This window comes from Micromonospora sp. NPDC048842 (genome assembly GCF_040649935.1).
In the GTDB taxonomy this organism is placed as follows: Bacteria; Actinomycetota; Actinomycetes; order Mycobacteriales; family Micromonosporaceae; genus Micromonospora; species Micromonospora hortensis.
The window spans coordinates 1-16,932 of sequence record NZ_JBEZGK010000042.1 but is presented as its reverse complement, the minus strand read 5'-3'; the positions used below and the strand labels follow the sequence as shown (position 1 = coordinate 16,932).

The following is a 16,932-nucleotide window of genomic DNA, read 5'->3' as shown; positions in this document are numbered from 1 at the left end:
CGATCGTGCGTCGGAGCGGCCGTTCGGGTGGCGGCCCGCTAATTCGGTTGACCGGCGGACGTGGTGGTACGAGCATTGTCCGCGCATGGTGCATCCCGGGCGTGTGCCCGGTCGAGGAGAGGGGGTCGGTCATGGCCGTCTTTGCAGGTCGCTTCCAGCTGCCTATCTCAGCCTCGACCAAGGGAACCTCACCACAGTGCGCGATCATGACCTTCCGGCGCTCGAGCGCCGCCGCGGCAAGAGCCGCTTCGACGACGACGAACCGCAGTTTCTGAAGCGCGGGCGGCCCAGCGAGCCGCTCGCAGACCCGGACAGTGAGCCCGACCCGGACACCGGCGAACGCTGGTCGTCCTGGGACGACGCCGTGCACGGGCCGCAGCCGCGTCCCGCCTGGCTGGTCACCGAGTTGGCCGCCAAGGACACCGAGCTGGGTGTGTTGAAGACCGGCAAGGAGGCGGACGTCCACCTGGTCCGCCGGGCCGTGCCGGACACCGACCGGTCCTGCCTGCTCGCTGTGAAACGCTACCGCGATCCCGAGCACCGGTTGTTCCACCGCGATGCCGGCTACCTGGAGGGCCGTCGGGTGCGCCGGTCCCGGGAGAACCGGGCGATGGCCGGCCGGACGGCGTTCGGCCGGCAGATGATCGCCGGACAGTGGGCGGCGGCCGAGTTCGCCGCGCTGGGCCGGCTCTGGGAGATCGGTGCCGGGCACGACCGGATCGCCGTGCCGTACCCGGTGCAGTTGCGGGGCACCGAGCTGATGCTGGAGTTCGTTGGTGACGCCGAGTCGGGGGAGGCGGCACCCCGACTGGCCCAGTTGCGACCCGGCCCGACCGAGCTGCGTGACCTGTGGGCCCAACTGGTGGAGGCGCTACGGGTGCTGGCACGGGCCGGCTACGCGCATGGCGACCTGTCGCCGTACAACCTGCTCGTGCACCAGGGTCGGCTGGTCGTGATCGACCTGCCGCAGGTGGTCGACGTGGTGGCGAACCCGCAGGGGCCGGAGTTCCTGGCCCGCGATGTGCGGGTGGTCGGCGCCTGGTTCGCGGCCCGGGGTCTCCCCGCCGAAGAGGTGGACCCCGGCCTGTTGACCGGAGAGCTGCTGCACGAGGCGGGCCTGCGCTGATCGGAGCGGGTCGGGCGGCCACACCGCCCGACCCGCCACGTCGGCTACTGCAGGTAGCGCTCCACCTCGGGCTTGGGGCGTTCGCCCTGGGCGTCCGGGTCGCCGTGGGTCTCCCGGGCGGCCCGGCGGCGGCGCAGCAGGTCCCAGCACTGGTCGAGGGACTCCTCCAGGGCGCGCAGTCGCTCGCTGGCCTCGCCCTCGGTGCCCGACTCGTGGGCCTGGGCGTCGGCACGCAGCTTGTGTTCCTCGTCGACCAGCTCGGAGATCCGGTTCAGGATGGTCTTGTCGTCCATGTCACAGAGCCTGGCACAGGGTGCCGGGCATCGCCCGGATTCGGGGGTACCGGTGCGTCCTGGATCACCGACCCGCACCGGCCAGCCCGAGGCCGTCCGTCCGGTGCCGCCGCCGCAGCCAGGTCGGCGGCACGCGGCCGGTTAGCCCATCGCGCTGGGCCGCCGACGCGCCCGGTGCGGTGTTGTTCCTGAATATCCATTCAGGATTTCGGTCAGATGTAAACATCGACGGGTATGCGCGCGCTTAGATGGAAATTGCGCCGTCCGCAAGTCTGGAGGTGCCCCTCGTTAGGTGAGATGCTTCCGGCGGCCCAGAAGGTGAAAGTTTCATCAACCCGCCCGACCGAAGTGGACCGCCGCGGTCGCCGGGACGACGAGGAGACGTGGTTCGATGTCGCAGGTGTCCGAGGCGCGCCCCGCCACCGTCAGCACCGAGCCCCGGACAATCCCGTTACGAAGCGCTCTGCCGGCACTGGTTCGCGATCCGCTGGGCGCGCTCGTCAACTTCGCGCAGGACGCCGACGGCGAGGTCATCCGGCTCAACCTCGGCTCGTTCCGCCCCTATCTCGTCAGCCATCCTGAGCACCTGCAACGCGTCCTGCGGGACAACGTTGCCAACTACACCCGCGACGGCGACGGGTTGCTCTGGCGACCTGTGCGTCGAATCGTCGGTGACGCCATCCTGGTCGCTGAGGGTGAGATCTGGGAGTCCAGCCGAGGCGCGCTGCAACCGTTGTTCACCGCCAAGCGGGCCGAGACGCTCGTCGACAAGATGGCCGAGGCGATCAACGAGGCGGTAGACGAGTGGCTCGAACCGGCGCTCGCCGGACGCCCGATCGACGGCGGCGCCGAGCTGACCCGGATCGTCCTGCGCACCACGATGCGGGTGCTGTTCGCCGACCGGATCTCGGTCCCCGATGCCCTGCGGATCAGCGCCGCGCTGAACACCCTCACCACAGCGATGCTCCCCCGGCTGCTGATGCCCGCCGTGCCGTACGCGGTGCCGATCCCCGGCGACCGGCGCTTCCGCGACGCGGTGCGCGCCATCGACGAGGTGGTGCTGCCGATCATCCGGGAGGCCCGAGCCCATCCCACAGACGGCGACGACATCATCTCCACGCTCTGCCGGCCGCGCGCCGACGGCAGCGAACCCGACGAGTACGCGATCCGCGGCGACGTGGTCGCGATGTTCTCCACCGCCACCGAGACCACCATCGCTCTGCTCTCCTGGCTCTGGCCGGTCCTGGCGTCCCGGCCCGACGTGGCCGAGCGGATGACCGACGAGATCGAACGGGTGGTCGGCGCCGAACGGGTCGGCCGCGAGCACCTGCCCCACCTGCGCTACGGCCGGATGGTGCTCGACGAGATGCTGCGGCTCTACCCGGCCGGCTGGATGATCCCGCGCACCGCAGTGGGCGACGACGTGCTGGGCGGGGTGCGGATCAAGGCCGGCGGCACAGTGCTGGTCAGCCCGTACGTCACCCAGCGGATGTCGACGTTCTGGACCGACCCGGCGCTCTTCGACCCGGAGCGGTTCGCGCCGGAGCTGCCCCGGCGGCGCTACCGCTACTCCTACTTCCCGTTCGGCGGGGGCCCGCACCAGTGCCTCGGGCAGTACCTGTTCCTGCTGGAGGCGCAGCTCATCGTCAGCACAGTGCTGAGCCGCTACCGCTTCCGGCTGCGCGAACCCGCCGACCTCACGCCTCGGATGGGCGCCTCGCTGCAACCCAAGCAGCGGGCCGAGGTCATCCTCACCCCGGTCGAGCGTCCGGTCGCATCGTGACCGAGACCCCGCGACCGGCACGGGCCGGTCAGGACGCGGTCGCCGAGCAGGGCCGGGTGTGCGCGCTCGCCGTGCGCGGCGTACGCGACCTTCAGGGCGTCACCGCCGCCCACCCGGAGCTGTTCGACGCCGCACCGTTCGACCCGGCGCTGCTCAGCTCGGTGGCCACAGTGGTCGCCTTCATCGCACCCTGGCACACCGCCGCCGAACTGCGGATCACCACCCGTACCGTGCTCTGGGTCTTCGCGGCCGACTGGCAGGTCGACTACCTCGCCCGGTCCGTGGACGACGTCCGGCAGGTGGTGAACGACTGCCTGGCGGTGGCCGACGGCGCGGTGCCCCCACCAGGGGGACACCTGGCCCGGCTGCTGGCCGACCTGCGCGACGAACTGGCCACCGTGCCGGCGTTCGCCCGGCTGCGCCCGATCTGGCGCGACGAGCTGGCCCGGATGCTCGCCGCCGGGGCTCGGGAGTGGGACTGGAAGAACCTGCCGACCGACCCGACCACCGGGCGACGCCTGCCAGACCTGGACCACTACCTGGAGAACGCCGACAACTCTGGCAGCTCCTTCGTCAACGTCACCCACTGGATAGCCACCGGCGACGAGAAGACCCTCGCCCAGTTGACCGACCTGCTGGACGCCGGACGTGGCGTGCAGCGGGTGCTGCGGCTGGTCAACGACCTCGCCACGCAGAAGCGCGACGCCGAGTGGGGTGACCTGAACGCCCTCTCGCTGGTCGACGACCCGGCGCAGGTACACGACCGGCTGGCCGAGCTGACCGCCCGGTCTCGGGGGGACCTGGCAGCCCTCGCCGAGCGGTGCCCCCGCCAGGCGGACTACCTCAACCGGCAGATCTCCTTCACCGGCGGCTTCTACCAGCTGTCGGACTTCTGGGGGGAGCGCGATGAGTGACTGCGCCACCCGGGTGCTCGCCGACGAGGCGACCGCCGCTGCCGCAGTCGCCACCACCGCCGCCCCGGTCGCCGACGCCGCCCGCGAGTTGATCGCCGGCCTTGGCCGGCGGCCGTGGGGGCAGGTCGCCGCGTCGGTGTACGAGACCGGGCGGCTGGTCGCCGTCGCTCCCTGGCTGCCCGGGCACCACCAGCGGATCACGTTCCTGTTGCGCGGTCAGCGCCCGGACGGGGCGTGGGGCCCACCCGAGGGGTACGCCCTGGTACCGACACTGAGCGCCACCGACGCGCTGCTCGCGGAGCTGGCCGACGGCAGGGCCGGGGAGGAGTTGCTCGCTCCGGTGGCCCGCGGGCTCGGTGCGCTCGTCGGCACGCTGCTCCCCAACGACGCCCGGACCCTGCCGGACACCCCCGCGCTGGACCTCATCGTCCCGGCGCTTGTCGACACGATCAACGACCGGCTCGCCGGGCTGGAGCGGGCCACCGCCGCCCGACTGCCCCGCCCACCATTGCCGCTGCCCACCGGGCTCAGCCGGGACCGGCTGCGCGCGGTGCGGTCCGCGGCGGCCGCTGGAAAGGCGCTGCCACCGAAGCTGGCCCACTTCCACGAGATCCTGGACGCGGTACCCACCGACGCCGGCCCAACGCTCACCGCGGTCGGCGCCTCACCCGCCGCGACCGCGGCCTGGCTGACCGCGGCCGGCCCGGCCGCAGGCCCCACCGCGCACGCGTTCCTGCGGGCGTTGATCCGGGACGGAGGCGGCCCGGTGCCCTGCCCGGCACCGATCACCGTCTTCGAGCGGGCCTGGGTGCTGAGCGGTCTGCACCGGGCCGGGATCACGATCACACCACCGGCCTCCGTCCTGGAGAGCCTGACCGCCGCCACCGCCGGCCAGGGAATCGCCACCGGCGACGGCCTGCCGACCGACGCCGACACCACAGCGGTGTGCCTCGACGCGTTGGCCCGGCTCGGCCGTCCGGCAGACCCGGCCAGCCTGTGGGCGTACGAGACGGCTGACGGTTTCTGCACCTGGCCGGGGGAGGACGGCTTCTCGGTCACCACGAACGCCCACGTGCTGGACGCCTTCGGTCAGCGCCTGAGCCGGCACCCGGACGCGGGGGCGCGCTATCACCGGGCGGTCGACCGGCTGAGTGCGGTGCTGACCGGGCACCAGCGCGCGGACGGCGCCTGGCAGGACCGGTGGCACGCCTCGCCGTACTACGCCACCGCCTGCTGCGTGCTGGCACTGGCCGAGTTCGGGCGGGGCGCGGCCGCCGCCGAGGCGGTGGATCGGGCGGCCGGCTGGGTGTTGAACAGCCAGCGCGCGGACGGTTCGTGGGGGCGGTGGGACGGCACCGCCGAGGAGACCGCGTACGCCCTCCAGGTGCTGCTGACGGTGCCGACGACTGTGCCACGGGTCGACGACGCCGTGGCGCGTGGACACGCCTACCTGCACGAATCCGCAACCCGGGAGCACCCTCCACTGTGGTACGGCAAGGAGCTGTACTGTCCGACCGTCATCGTTCGCGCCGCGGTGCTCGCCGCCTGCCGACTGGCCGGCATCCGTGCCTCCGGTGTCGACCGATCGGTGGTGGATTGCGGTTACCAGTCAACAAAAACAGCAACTTGAGGGGTTGTGTGGACACTGCTAGCGTACGCAGAGCCTCAGCCCCGGATGCCCCGCTGTGGTGGGACGTCGCCCCCTCTGATCATTCGTTGATGAGCTGAGTCAACGCCCGGCCTGGGACGGTTCAATGCGTTCTCGCGGTACGAGTATCCGCACCAAGGTTGTTGCCCTGCTGCTCTCCCTGGTCGCGCTCTGGATGTTCGCGGCGTGGGTGACCCTGCGCGACGGCTTCAACCTGCTCGGTGTCCAGCTGATCAACAGCAAGGTCTACACGCCGAGCGAGCCGCTGTTGCAGGAGCTCCAGGTGGAGCGGCGGTTGACCCAGGCGTACCTGAGCAACCCCGAGGCCGCGCAGCGGACGGCTCTCGAGGCCGAACACCGCAAGACCGCGCAGCTGGCCGCCGACTTCGCCGACTCGGTGCGCGACTGGCAGGTCGACGTCGCCGGCAGCTCCGCACTGGACACCCAGCTCGGTATGACGATCGCCCAGGTCAACACCCTGGACCGGACCCGCGCGGAGGTGCTGGACCGCAAGATCGACCGGATCGCCGCCGCTGAGTCGTACACCGACGCGATCGAGTCGATCTTCCAGATCTACGACGTGACGGGCAGCCTGGACGACAAGCAGATCGCCGGCGAGGCCAGGGCCCTGATCCAGCTCAACCGGATGAAGGAGCTGATCTCCCAGGAGGACGCGCTGCTCAGCGGCCTCTTCGGCAACGGCCGGATGAGTGGGCCCGAGTACGTCCGTTACACCAGCCTGGTCGCCGCGGAGCGGTTCCTCGGCGAGGAGGTCCGGGTCCGCCTCGCCGACGCCGACCAGCGCCGTTACCAGCAGCTCGTCGAGGGTGAGGCGTTCACCCGACTGCGCGCCGTGCAGGACAGCATCATCCGCGAGGGCCGGCCGTCGACCCAACTGCCGGTCGGCGCCGAGCAGTGGCGGGGCACTGTCGAGCCGGCGCTGGCCGAGGTGAACGACACAGTGACCACCGGCGGCGAGGGCATCGTGGACCGGGCCACCGGCGTCGCCGTGATGGTCGTCGTCCGGCTGGTACTCGCCACCGGCCTCGGCCTGCTCGCCGTCATCGCCTCGGTCGTCGTCTCCATCACCACGGCCCGGACGCTCCTGCGCCAGCTCGAGCGGCTGCGGCAGGCCGCCTGGCAGCTCGCCGACGAGCGGCTGCCCCGCGTGGTCGAGCGGCTCGGTCGAGGCGAGGAGGTCGACGTCGCCACCGAGGCGCCCCCGCTGGAGTTCGGCACCGACGAGATCGGCCAGGTCGGCAAGGCGTTCAACGCGGTCCAGGAGACCGCCCTGCGCACCGCCGTCGAGCAGGCCGACCTGCGTCGCAACGTCCGCGAGGTCTTCCTGAGCCTGGCCCGACGCACGCAGGCGCTCGTCCACCGCCAGCTCACCCTGCTCGACGCGATGGAGCGCCGCGAGCACGACGCGGAGGAGCTGGAGGATCTGTTCCGGGTCGACCACCTGGCCACCCGGATGCGGCGCAACGCGGAAAACCTGATCGTGCTCTCCGGCTCCACCCCCGGTCGGGCCTGGCGGCGCAACGTCCCGATGGTCGACGTGGTGCGCGGCGCCGTTGCCGAGGTGGAGGACTACACCCGGGTCAACGTGCTGCCGCTCGGGCCGGTCTCGCTCGCCGGACGCGCGGTCGGCGACGTCATCCACCTGCTCGCCGAGCTGATCGAGAACGGCCTGTCGTTCTCCCCGCCACACACGACCGTCGAGGTCCGCGGTCAACTGGTCTCCAACGGGTTCGCCATCGAGATCGAGGACCGGGGCCTCGGCATGAGCGAGGAGGACCTGGCCGCTGCGAACCACCGGATCGTCGACCAGTCCGAGCTGAATCTCGCCAACGCCGCCCGCCTCGGGCTCTACGTGGTGAGCCGGCTGACCGAGCGGCACGGCGTGCGGGTACGGCTCAAGGAGTCCGCGTACGGCGGCACCACGGCTGTCGTGCTGATCCCGCTGGAGCTGGTCACCGAGGCCGACGTCTCCCCGGAGGACTCCGGGTCGTTCCGGACCGGCTCGGCCATCGCGATGCCGTCGGCGCCCGCCACGGACAGCGGCCGTCCGGCGTCCCTCGCACCGGTCGCGCTCGCCGCACCGACGACCACCCCGTCGGAGGTGGCGGTGACCTCGGCGGCGCCGATGCCGGCCGACACCACCGCGCCGACGACGGACGAGGAGGCCGAGGCGGACACCGTTCTTCCCACCCGACAGCGGACCACCCCGGCGACCGGCACCCCCGACCTGCCCACCCGCGCCCGGCGCGGGCCGGCTCAGCCAGCCTTGGAAGCCCCGACCGTGCCAGCCGGCCTGCCCGCCGTCGACCGCACCCGCCCGGAGACCCCCGACGCGGAGCCGGCCCCGGCCGGCGACGGTGGCCCGGTGCCCGCCCGCGCCGATGCGGAGCGGACCGACTCCGGCCTGCCCGTCCGGGTCCGACAGGCGAACATCGTTCCCGAGTTGCGGGACGACCCGGCGGTGTCCGAAACCGACGACGAGGATGTGGTGCGCCCACCGGAGCAGGTCCGCCGGATGATGAGCTCCTACCAGACCGGCACCCGGCGTGGGCGGACCGACGCGGCTCGGCTGCTCGGCGGCGCCTCCGGCACCCCGGCGGCGACGCCGTCCGAGCCGACCGACGAGGATCCACAAGCGACCTGACCGAGCACCGACGACGCGGGTTGCCGCGCGGTGTGACGGTCGAGCCCAGACGAACAACGGCGCACAGCCGGGCGAGAAGAGGACGACGAAGTGACCCAGAAGACGGCTTCGAGCGCCGACCTGACGTGGTTGCTGGATGACCTGGTGGGCCGGGTGAAGCAGGCCGAACACGCGGTCGCGCTCTCCACCGACGGCCTCATGATGGCCTCCTCCCAGGGGTTGAGCCGGGACGACGGCGAGCACCTCGCAGCGATGGCGGCCGGCATCCAGAGCCTCGCCCGAGGCGCCGGCAAGCGTTTCGGTGGTGGGCAGGTGCAGCAGACCATCATCGAGATGCAGTCGTCGTTCCTGTTCGTCACCGCGGCCGGCCGCAACGCCTGCCTGGCGGTACTGGCCAGCGAGGACGCCGACGTCGGCCTGATCGCCTACGAGATGGCGATGCTGGTCACCCGCGTCGGCAAGTACGTCGCATCGCCGTCGCGCGGCACCGATCAGCAGGTCGGCGAGAGGTAGCGGCGATGACGGTCCAGGGGGAGTCCGCAGACCATCAGTGGGTGGATGACCACGCCGGTCCGGTGGTGCGTCCGTACGCGGTGACGCGTGGTCGGGCCCGCCCGGTCACCGGCACATTCGACCTGATCTCCCTGGTCACGGCGACCCGAGCCGAGGTCACGCCCGAGGTCGGTCTCGGTCCCGAGCATTTGGCGATCGTCGGGCTGTGCCAACGCATACAGTCCGTCGCCGAGATCGCCGCCCATCTCGACCTGCCGGTGGGCACCATCCGGGTGCTCCTCGGTGATCTGGCGGCCCGCAGCCTGGTGCAGGTCCGCGAGCCGCAGACCACGGCCGGTCTTCCCGACAACAGCATCTTCGAGGCGGTAATCAATGGACTACGGGCACTCTGACCGGCCGGCGGGAGCGACGCCACTGCCCACCGCGATCAAGATCCTGGTCGCGGGCGGCTTCGGCGTGGGCAAGACGACAATGGTTGGCGCGGTCAGCGAAACCCGGCCGTTGCGCACCGAGGAGGTGCTGACGGAGTCGGGGGTCGGCATCGACGACCTGTCCGGGGTGGAGGGCAAGACCACCACCACAGTGGCCATGGACTTCGGCCGGATCACCATCAGCGACGACCTGGTGCTGTACCTGTTCGGCACGCCGGGGCAGGACCGGTTCTGGTTCGTCTGGGACGAGCTGGCGTTGGGGGCGATCGGCGCTGTGGTGCTGGCCGACACCCGCCGGCTCGCCGACTGCTTCCCCTCGATCGACTACTTCGAGGGTCGGGGCACGCCCTTCGTCGTGGCGGTGAACTGCTTCCAGGACGCCCGGAAGTACCGGCTCGACGAGGTGCAGGCCGCGCTGAACCTGGACCCGGGTGTGCCGGTGCTGCTCTGCGACGCTCGGCAGCGTGAGTCCAGCAAGGAGGTGCTCGTCACGCTGATGGAGCACGCCATGAAGACCCGCGAGGCCCGTCGCCGCGCCGCCAGCGGGGACTGACCAAAGTTTTTCTGGGGAGGGTGTCCGGAAGGCCGCCCGCCGATCGTCATGCTGGCGACACCCCGAGAAACCAGGGAGCGACCAGATGAAGTACATGATGTTCGTTTGCAGCGACACCGAGCCGGACACCGACCCCACCGAGCTTCCCGACATCCACAAGTGGGTGGCGGAGAACGACTCTCGTGGCCGCCGCCTGACCGGCAACGTGTTCGCGTCGACCAGCGCGGCCACCACCGTCCGTGTTCGCGACGGTGAACTGCTCGTCTCCGAGGGGCCGTTCGCGGAGACCGCCGAGGTGATCGTGGGCTTCGACCTGCTCGAGTGCGCCGACCTGGACGAGGCGATCGAGGTGGCCCGCACCCATCCGATGGCCCGCGAAGGGCGACTGGAACTGCGTCCGTTCGCGGACCTGTCCGACTGACGAGGTTGTCCAACTCGCCGCGCCGGCCGGTGCGCACCCCGGCACCGGCCGGCGCGGCGGCGGCGGAGGCCGTCGCGGCAGCCGGCGTCGAGGCGTACCCCCGGATCGTCGCGACCCTGATCCGGGTGACCGGGGACTGGGCCTTGGCCGAGGACTGCGCCCAGGAGTCGTTGACAGTCGCACTGGAGCGTTGGCCCACCGACGGTGTGCCAGCCAACCCTGGCGGTTGGCTCATGACTGTGGCGCGCAACCGGGCGATCGACGTGCTGCGCCGGGCCACGGTGGAGCGGCGCAAGCTGCACGACCTGGCGTTGCTCACGCCAGACGAGGCGCAGCCCGAGCCCGAAATGGGGCAGGACGTGGTGGACGACCGGCTGCGCCTCATCTTCACCTGCTGCCACCCGGCGCTCGCCATCGAGGCCCGGGTGGCGTTGACACTGCGAACCGTCTGCGGCGTGCCGACCGCTGACATCGCGCGCCTGCTGCTGGTCAGCGAATCGACGATGACGCGCCGGTTGACCCGGGCGCGCACCCGCATCGCCCAGGCCGGCATCCCGTACCGGGTGCCGAACGGGCCGGCGCTGACCGAGCGACTGCCCGGCGTCCTCGCCGTGCTGTACCTGCTGTTCACCAGGGGCTACGTCGCCGACGGCGAGCCGGCCTTCGCAGACGAGGCCGTCCGGCTGGCCCGGCTGCTCGACCGGCTGATGCCCGACCAGTCCGAGGTCGCCGCGTTGCTCGCGTTGGTGCTGTTCCAACACTCCCGTCGGGACGCCCGCCGCGACGCCGACGGCAACCTGCTCACCCTTGAGCGGCAGGACCGCTACCGGTGGGACCGCGCCGCCATCGCCGAGGGCCGGGCCGCCCTCGATCGGGTACGCCACGACGGGCAGTACGCGTGGCAGGCCCGGATCGCCGCCTGCCATGCCACCGCCGCCTCGGCCGACGAGACCGACTGGCCGACGATCGCGCGGGCCTACGACGCGCTCGCCGACCTGCGCCCCTCACCGGTGATCGCGCTCAACCGTGCTGTCGCGCACGGCTACGCGTACGGGCCGGCCGCCGGGTTGGTAGTGCTCGACGCGGCGCGCGCCGGCGGCGGGCTGGACGGCTATCCGCTCGCCGTGGCGGTGCAGGCCGATCTGGTGGCCCGGCAGGGCGAGCGGAGACGCGCGGCCGGACTGTTCCGGGAGGCGGCGGCAGCGGTGGGCTCGACAGCCGAGCGCCGTGCGCTGCTCGACCGGGCCGACGAACTCGACCGGTAGCGGGGAGCGGCCGCACACCACCAGGAGCGGTACGTCGGTCATCTGGACGGCACCGCCTCGCCGATCATGGGGTGCTGACTTGCACCGTAGGGCCGCATGGTCGACCGCGGAGAGTGTCAGCCGCGCTTGGCCAACACCAGGAACCGGGTCCAGGCCGCCGGAGTTTTTCCGGATCATCCGCCGGGCGATCCGCGACCTGCGCGGCCAGCCGGGCGGGCCCCGATCCGGTCGCCATCGTCCGTCGTTTCCCCTGGTTTCTGCCGCTCACCGACCAGGAGGCCCGCGCGGCTGCGCTGAGCGGTCACCCCGACGGGTGCCGGGCCCTGATCGACCGGGTCGAGGACCCCGTCAGCGAGCGAGCGAGAGTCACGCCACCAGGATCGGCACGTCGTACTTCTGGATGCGGTCGTCCCGGGTCACCAGGGTCAGCCCTTCGTGTAGGGCCTGCGCGACCAGCATCCGGTCGAAGGGATCCCGGTGGATCGCCGGCAGCCGACCAGCCGCGATGGCGTGATCGTGGCGGATGGGGAGTTCCCGCAGTTCGGCGTCACGGAGCCGTTCGGCCAGGTCGGCCGGACCGGCCAACTTGCCGAGCGACTGTTTGATCGCGACCTCCCACAGCGTGACCGGGCTCAGGTACACATCGGGTTCGGTGTCGATGCGGTCCTTGATGTCCGCAGCGAGGAGCGGGTCGTCGGTTAGCCACCAGAGCACCACGTGCGTGTCGAGCAAGAGCCTCATCCGGACAGCCCGAAGCCACGAGCAACCTCATCGTTGACCTCGTCGGAATCCCAGTCACCGGTGAGATCCAGCGAACCGCGCAGAGACCCGCGACCGGTGCGTGTCGTACGACGAAGAGGAATGACCTTGGCGACCGGGTTGCCAGCGCGGCTGATCACGATCTCCTCGCCATGCTCGACCCGTTCGATGATGCGTGACAGGTTCGTCTTCGCATCGTGAATGTTGAACTGCGCCGCAGCTTCACTGGCCACCGAGCCACCTCCTTAGCTAAGAGGTTAGCCCGTGGCGGGGCTCGGAACGAGGAACGACCCGGGAACGACACAGGCTCCTTCCCGCCGAGGGCGGGAAGGAGCTTGGTGACGTCGCACCCCCGTCGCCAATCCCGTCGGCCCGACCGGTGATCGATATGGTGGCCGCATGGAATTGCCATTCGTGGTTGCGCTGCGCGGTTATGACATGCGTCAGGTCGAGAGTCTCTTCGCCGAGGTCGATGGGGCTCTGGCTACCGACAGCGCTGTGGCACGGGCTGCCGCGCGAGACGCGCTGCGGGCGGCGACCCTGCGACGGCGGTTACGTGGCTACGACGTTCGGCAGGTGGATGCGGCGATAGACGAGCGACTCCGGGCGCTCTGACCGCAAGCCCTCCTCGGCGTGGACGGCGAAGGCCGCCCCCGCCGAAGCGGGAGCGGCCCTCGATCAGCCGTACGCGATCAGTTGGCGATCATGCGGCGCAGCACGTACTGCAGGATGCCGCCGTGCCGGTAGTAGTCCGCCTCACCGGGGGTGTCGATCCGCACCACGGCGTCGAACTCCACGCCGGTGTCGGTGGTGACCAGCACGGTGCGGGGGGTCTCACCGTCGTTCAGGGCGGTCACCCCGGTGATGGTGAACGTCTCGGTGCCGGTCAGGCCAAGCGACTCGGCGGTGACGTCCACCGGGAACTGGAGCGGCAGCACGCCCATCCCGATCAGGTTCGAGCGGTGGATCCGCTCGTACGACTCGGCGATGACCGCCCGGACGCCCAGCAGCATCGTGCCCTTGGCCGCCCAGTCCCGCGACGAGCCTGAGCCGTACTCCTTGCCGGCCAGCACGACCAGCGGGATGCCGGCCTCCTGGTAGGCCACCGAGGCGTCGTAGATCGAGGTCTGCTCGCCGGTGAGGTGGTTGACGGTGAAGCCGCCCTCCACCCCGGGCACCAGCTGGTTGCGCAGCCGGATGTTGGCGAAGGTGCCCCGGATCATCACCTCGTGGTTGCCCCGGCGGGAACCGTACGAGTTGAACTCGTGGCGCGGCACGCCGTGCTCGGCCAGGTACGAGCCGGCCGGGGAGTCCGCCTTGATCGCGCCGGCCGGCGAGATGTGGTCGGTGGTCACCGAGTCACCAAGCTTGGCCAGCACCCGGGCGGCGGAGATGTCGACGACCGGGCTCGGCTCCTGCTGCATGCCCTCGAAGTACGGGGGCTTACGCACGTAGGTGGAGTCGCTCTCCCAGGCGAAGGTGTCGCCGGTCGGGGTCGGCAGCGACTGCCACCGCTCGTCGCCGGCGAAGACATCGGCGTACGCGGCGCTGAAACCGGTGGCGCCGATCGCCTGGGCGATGACGTCCTGGATCTCGGCGCTGTTCGGCCAGATCTCGCGCAGGTAGACCGGGTTGCCCTCGGAGTCCTCACCGATCGGCTCGTTGGCCAGGTCGATGTCCATGGTGCCGGCCAGGGCGTAGGCGACCACGAGCGGCGGTGACGCCAGGTAGTTCATCTTGACGTCCGGGTTGATCCGGCCCTCGAAGTTCCGGTTGCCGGAGAGCACCGAGACCACCGACAGGTCGTGCTCGTTGACAGCGGCGGACACCTCCTCGGGCAGCGGGCCCGAGTTGCCAATGCAGGTGGTGCAGCCGTAGCCGACCAGGTTGAAGCCGAGCTTGTCCAGGTACGGAGTGAGACCGGCCCGCTCGTAGTAGTCCATGACGACCTTCGACCCGGGGGCCAGGGTGGTCTTGACCCACGGCTTGCGGGTCAGACCCTTCTCCACGGCGTTGCGGGCCAGCAGAGCGGCACCGATCATCACCTGCGGGTTGGACGTGTTGGTGCAGGAGGTGATCGCGGCGATCACCACGGCGCCGTGGTCCAGCTCGTACTCGACGCCGTCGGCGCCGGTGACCCGAACCGGGTTGCTGGCGCGGCCACCCGCGCCGACCGCAGCGGTCTCCAGGTCGCGCGGCTCGTCGGCCGGGTCGCTGAACTCGTTGGCCGGCGGGTCGCTGGCCGGGAAGGACTCGGCGCTGGCCTCGTCGGCCGGGCCGTTGGCGCCGCGCGGCAGCTCCTCGCGGGGGACACCCGGCTTGAGGTCACGCTCACCGACGGAGTCGTCGGCCACGTAGTCGGTCAACGCGGAGCGGAACAGCGTCTTCGCGGCGCCCAGCGGCACCCGGTCCTGCGGGCGCTTCGGGCCGGCGAGCGACGGCTCGATGGTGCCGAGGTCCAGCTCCAGGCGCTCGGAGTAGTCCGGCTCGGCGTCCGGGTCGTGCCAGAGGCCCTGCTCCTTGGCGTACGCCTCGACGAGCGCGACCTGCGCGACGTCGCGGCCGGTCAGCTCCAGGTAGCGGATCGTCTCCGCGTCGATCGGGAAGATCGCCACGGTGGAGCCGTACTCCGGGGACATGTTGCCGATGGTGGCCCGGTTGGCCAGCGGCACGGCACCCACGCCGGGGCCGTAGAACTCGACGAACTTGCCGACCACACCGTGCTTGCGCAGCATCTCGGTGATGGTCAGCACCAGGTCGGTGGCGGTGGTGCCGGCCGGCATCTCACCGGAGAGCTTGAAGCCCACCACCCGGGGGATCAGCATGCTGACCGGCTGGCCGAGCATCGCGGCCTCGGCCTCGATGCCGCCGACGCCCCAGCCCAGCACGCCCAGGCCGTTGACCATCGTGGTGTGCGAGTCGGTGCCGACCACCGTGTCCGGGTACGCCTGGCCGCCCCGCTCCATGATGGTGCGGGCCAGGTACTCGATGTTGACCTGGTGCACGATGCCGGTGCCCGGCGGGACGACCTTGAACTCGTTGAACGCGGTCTGACCCCAGCGCAGGAACTGGTAGCGCTCCTTGTTGCGCTCGTACTCCAGCTCGACGTTGCGGGCGAACGCGTCCTCGCGGCCGAACAGGTCGGCGATGACCGAGTGGTCGATGACCAGCTCGGCCGGGGCGAGGGGGTTGACCTTGCTGGCGTCGCCGCCCAGGTCACGCACTGCCTCGCGCATGGTGGCCAGGTCGACCACGCAGGGCACGCCGGTGAAGTCCTGCATCAGGACCCGCGCCGGGGTGAACTGGATCTCCACGCTCGGGGCGGCGGAGGAGTCCCACTCGCCGAGCTGGCGGATGTGGTCGGCGGTGATGTTCGCGCCGTCCTCGGTCCGCAGCAGGTTCTCCAGCAGGATCTTCAGGCTGTACGGCAGTCGAGCCTGGCCGTCCACCTTGTCGATCTTGAAAATCTCGTAGCTCGCGTCTCCGACGCGTAGCTGGGTCTTCGCACCGAAGGTGTCGAGGCTCGCCACGTCGTACTCCTTCACACCAGCGACCGTGAGTAGTCCTGAGCAGTCTGTCGCACCGGTCCGGGTGCCGCCGAGGTTAGGTGACACTTACCGCCCGATTCCGCTTCCAACAAAACCGTACGTCCGTCTTGCTATCTGCGCAACCTGGCGTCACGGGTCGGGTCACCCACGACCATGCCGCACCATCGGGACGGCGGGGTAGGGTCGGGGCCGATTTGGAAGGGGTGCCGAGTGATCGACGTTCAGCACTGGCTCTCGGCGCTGCCTCCGGGCGTGGTCTACCTGCTCGTCGCCGGCGTGATCGGCGTGGAGAGCATGGGCGTCCCGCTGCCCGGCGAGATCGTCCTGGTCAGCTCCGCCCTGCTCGCCGCCACCGGAGTGGTCGAGCCGGAGTGGGTGGCCAGCGCGGCGGCGTTCGGCGCCATCGTCGGCGACTCCGTCGGGTACGCCGTCGGCCGACGCGGCGGTCGTCCGCTGCTCGCCCGCCTGGGCAGGCGCTTCCCCAAGCACCTCGGCCCGGCGCAGCTCGCCCGTGCCGAACAGAGCTTCGCGCGGCACGGCGTCTGGGCGGTCTTCTTCGGTCGGTTCGTGGCACTGCTGCGGATCCTGGCCGGCCCGCTCGCCGGGGCGCTGCACGTGCCGTACCGCCGCTTCCTGGTTGCCAACGCGGCCGGCGGGTTGGTCTGGGCCTTCGGCACGACGTACCTGCTCTACTCCGTTGGCCGCGCGGCCGAACACTGGCTGAAGGACATCTCCTGGGCCGGGTTGGTCCTCGCGGTGCTCGCCGGGCTCGGCAGCACCTGGTGGCTGCGCCGCCGCGCGCACCGCGTCACGGCCTCCGACGGCGCCGCTGACCTGACGGCGGCCGAGGTGCCTTCCGGCGGTCAGCCGGCTGCGGATGCGCCCGGTGTCGATTCGATGCGGGCGGGCAACGAGCACTGACCTAGGCATGGCGAAGGGCCGGGCCCCGTGGTGGGGTCCGGCCCTTCGGCATGTGGTGGGGGTCAGCTGGTGGCGTAGCCGCGGGTGGCGAT

General features: G+C 71.1%; 16 protein-coding genes. 12 read left to right on the top strand and 4 right to left on the bottom strand.

The window, feature by feature from the left end; translation table 11 throughout:
* The first annotated feature begins 196 nt into the window (after positions 1-196).
* A complete protein-coding gene (locus AB0C19_RS32620; RefSeq protein WP_357191619.1) occupies positions 197-1,126 on the top strand; it encodes an RIO1 family regulatory kinase/ATPase in 930 nt (309 codons plus the stop codon).
* Between the two features lie 44 nt (positions 1,127-1,170).
* Here AB0C19_RS32620 and AB0C19_RS32615 read toward each other — a convergent pair whose 3' ends face one another.
* The gene (locus tag AB0C19_RS32615; protein WP_091403743.1) at positions 1,171-1,419 is read right to left on the bottom strand and encodes a DUF2630 family protein; all 249 of its coding nucleotides are present in this window, start codon (positions 1,417-1,419) and stop codon (positions 1,171-1,173) included.
* A gap of 445 nt (positions 1,420-1,864) precedes the next feature.
* On the opposite strand from AB0C19_RS32615, the gene AB0C19_RS32610 reads away from it, so the two are divergent.
* The 9 genes from AB0C19_RS32610 to AB0C19_RS32570 all read left to right on the top strand — a co-directional run bounded on the left by AB0C19_RS32610 (position 1,865) and on the right by AB0C19_RS32570 (position 11,612).
* The gene (locus tag AB0C19_RS32610) at positions 1,865-3,202 is read left to right on the top strand and encodes a cytochrome P450 (RefSeq protein WP_357191651.1); all 1,338 of its coding nucleotides are present in this window, start codon (positions 1,865-1,867) and stop codon (positions 3,200-3,202) included.
* The gene (locus tag AB0C19_RS32605; RefSeq protein WP_357191616.1) at positions 3,199-4,116 is read left to right on the top strand and encodes a terpene synthase family protein; all 918 of its coding nucleotides are present in this window, start codon (positions 3,199-3,201) and stop codon (positions 4,114-4,116) included. The genes AB0C19_RS32610 and AB0C19_RS32605 overlap by 4 nt, the downstream gene beginning before the upstream one ends.
* Positions 4,109-5,746: a prenyltransferase/squalene oxidase repeat-containing protein gene (locus AB0C19_RS32600; RefSeq protein WP_357191614.1), complete on the top strand. Its 1,638-nt coding sequence runs from the start codon at positions 4,109-4,111 to the stop codon at positions 5,744-5,746. The genes AB0C19_RS32605 and AB0C19_RS32600 overlap by 8 nt, the downstream gene beginning before the upstream one ends.
* A 124-nt stretch (positions 5,747-5,870) precedes the next feature.
* A complete protein-coding gene (locus tag AB0C19_RS32595) occupies positions 5,871-8,429 on the top strand; it encodes a nitrate- and nitrite sensing domain-containing protein (protein WP_357191612.1) in 2,559 nt (852 codons plus the stop codon).
* Between the two features lie 90 nt (positions 8,430-8,519).
* On the top strand, positions 8,520-8,942 hold the full coding sequence (locus AB0C19_RS32590; RefSeq protein WP_203125012.1) for a roadblock/LC7 domain-containing protein: 423 nt from the start codon (positions 8,520-8,522) through the stop codon (positions 8,940-8,942).
* Between the two features lie 5 nt (positions 8,943-8,947).
* Entirely contained in the window at positions 8,948-9,334 is a 387-nt protein-coding gene (locus tag AB0C19_RS32585; RefSeq protein WP_030337267.1) for a DUF742 domain-containing protein, read from the top strand.
* On the top strand, positions 9,315-9,926 hold the full coding sequence (locus AB0C19_RS32580; protein ID WP_196924375.1) for an ATP/GTP-binding protein: 612 nt from the start codon (positions 9,315-9,317) through the stop codon (positions 9,924-9,926). Before AB0C19_RS32585 ends, AB0C19_RS32580 begins: the two co-directional genes overlap by 20 nt.
* 85 nt (positions 9,927-10,011) lie before the next feature.
* Positions 10,012-10,347 (top strand): YciI family protein, encoded by a 336-nt coding sequence (locus AB0C19_RS32575; RefSeq protein WP_357191609.1) that lies wholly within the window; start codon positions 10,012-10,014, stop codon positions 10,345-10,347.
* 5 nt (positions 10,348-10,352) lie between these two features.
* The gene (locus AB0C19_RS32570; protein ID WP_357191607.1) at positions 10,353-11,612 is read left to right on the top strand and encodes a sigma-70 family RNA polymerase sigma factor; all 1,260 of its coding nucleotides are present in this window, start codon (positions 10,353-10,355) and stop codon (positions 11,610-11,612) included.
* Between the two features lie 366 nt (positions 11,613-11,978).
* On the opposite strand, the gene AB0C19_RS32565 is transcribed toward AB0C19_RS32570, so the two are convergent.
* Together AB0C19_RS32565 and AB0C19_RS32560 are read right to left on the bottom strand one after the other, a co-directional pair.
* On the bottom strand, positions 11,979-12,353 hold the full coding sequence (locus tag AB0C19_RS32565; protein WP_357191605.1) for a type II toxin-antitoxin system VapC family toxin: 375 nt from the start codon (positions 12,351-12,353) through the stop codon (positions 11,979-11,981).
* Entirely contained in the window at positions 12,350-12,604 is a 255-nt protein-coding gene (locus AB0C19_RS32560; protein ID WP_357191603.1) for a type II toxin-antitoxin system prevent-host-death family antitoxin, read from the bottom strand. Before AB0C19_RS32560 ends, AB0C19_RS32565 begins: the two co-directional genes overlap by 4 nt.
* A gap of 166 nt (positions 12,605-12,770) precedes the next feature.
* On the opposite strand from AB0C19_RS32560, the gene AB0C19_RS32555 reads away from it, so the two are divergent.
* On the top strand, positions 12,771-12,986 hold the full coding sequence (locus AB0C19_RS32555) for a hypothetical protein (protein WP_196925525.1): 216 nt from the start codon (positions 12,771-12,773) through the stop codon (positions 12,984-12,986).
* Between the two features lie 77 nt (positions 12,987-13,063).
* Here the strand turns inward: AB0C19_RS32555 and AB0C19_RS32550 are convergent, their stop codons facing one another.
* Positions 13,064-15,916, bottom strand: a complete 2,853-nt coding sequence (locus tag AB0C19_RS32550) for an aconitate hydratase (protein ID WP_357191601.1) — start codon at positions 15,914-15,916, stop codon at positions 13,064-13,066.
* A gap of 213 nt (positions 15,917-16,129) precedes the next feature.
* Between AB0C19_RS32550 and AB0C19_RS32545 the strand changes: the two genes are divergently transcribed.
* Positions 16,130-16,840, top strand: a complete 711-nt coding sequence (locus tag AB0C19_RS32545) for a DedA family protein (RefSeq protein WP_357191599.1) — start codon at positions 16,130-16,132, stop codon at positions 16,838-16,840.
* Positions 16,841-16,932: the final 92 nt, after the last annotated feature.

Coding starts and splice junctions, on each gene's coding strand:
- AB0C19_RS32615 (WP_091403743.1), bottom strand. CDS start 1,419: ATGGACGACAAGACCATCCTGAACCGGATCTCCGAGCTGGTCGACGAG.
- AB0C19_RS32555 (WP_196925525.1), top strand. CDS start 12,771: ATGGAATTGCCATTCGTGGTTGCGCTGCGCGGTTATGACATGCGTCAG.
- AB0C19_RS32595 (WP_357191612.1), top strand. CDS start 5,871: ATGCGTTCTCGCGGTACGAGTATCCGCACCAAGGTTGTTGCCCTGCTG.
- AB0C19_RS32565 (WP_357191605.1), bottom strand. CDS start 12,353: ATGAGGCTCTTGCTCGACACGCACGTGGTGCTCTGGTGGCTAACCGAC.
- AB0C19_RS32600 (WP_357191614.1), top strand. CDS start 4,109: ATGAGTGACTGCGCCACCCGGGTGCTCGCCGACGAGGCGACCGCCGCT.
- AB0C19_RS32580 (WP_196924375.1), top strand. CDS start 9,315: ATGGACTACGGGCACTCTGACCGGCCGGCGGGAGCGACGCCACTGCCC.
- AB0C19_RS32585 (WP_030337267.1), top strand. CDS start 8,948: ATGACGGTCCAGGGGGAGTCCGCAGACCATCAGTGGGTGGATGACCAC.
- AB0C19_RS32575 (WP_357191609.1), top strand. CDS start 10,012: ATGAAGTACATGATGTTCGTTTGCAGCGACACCGAGCCGGACACCGAC.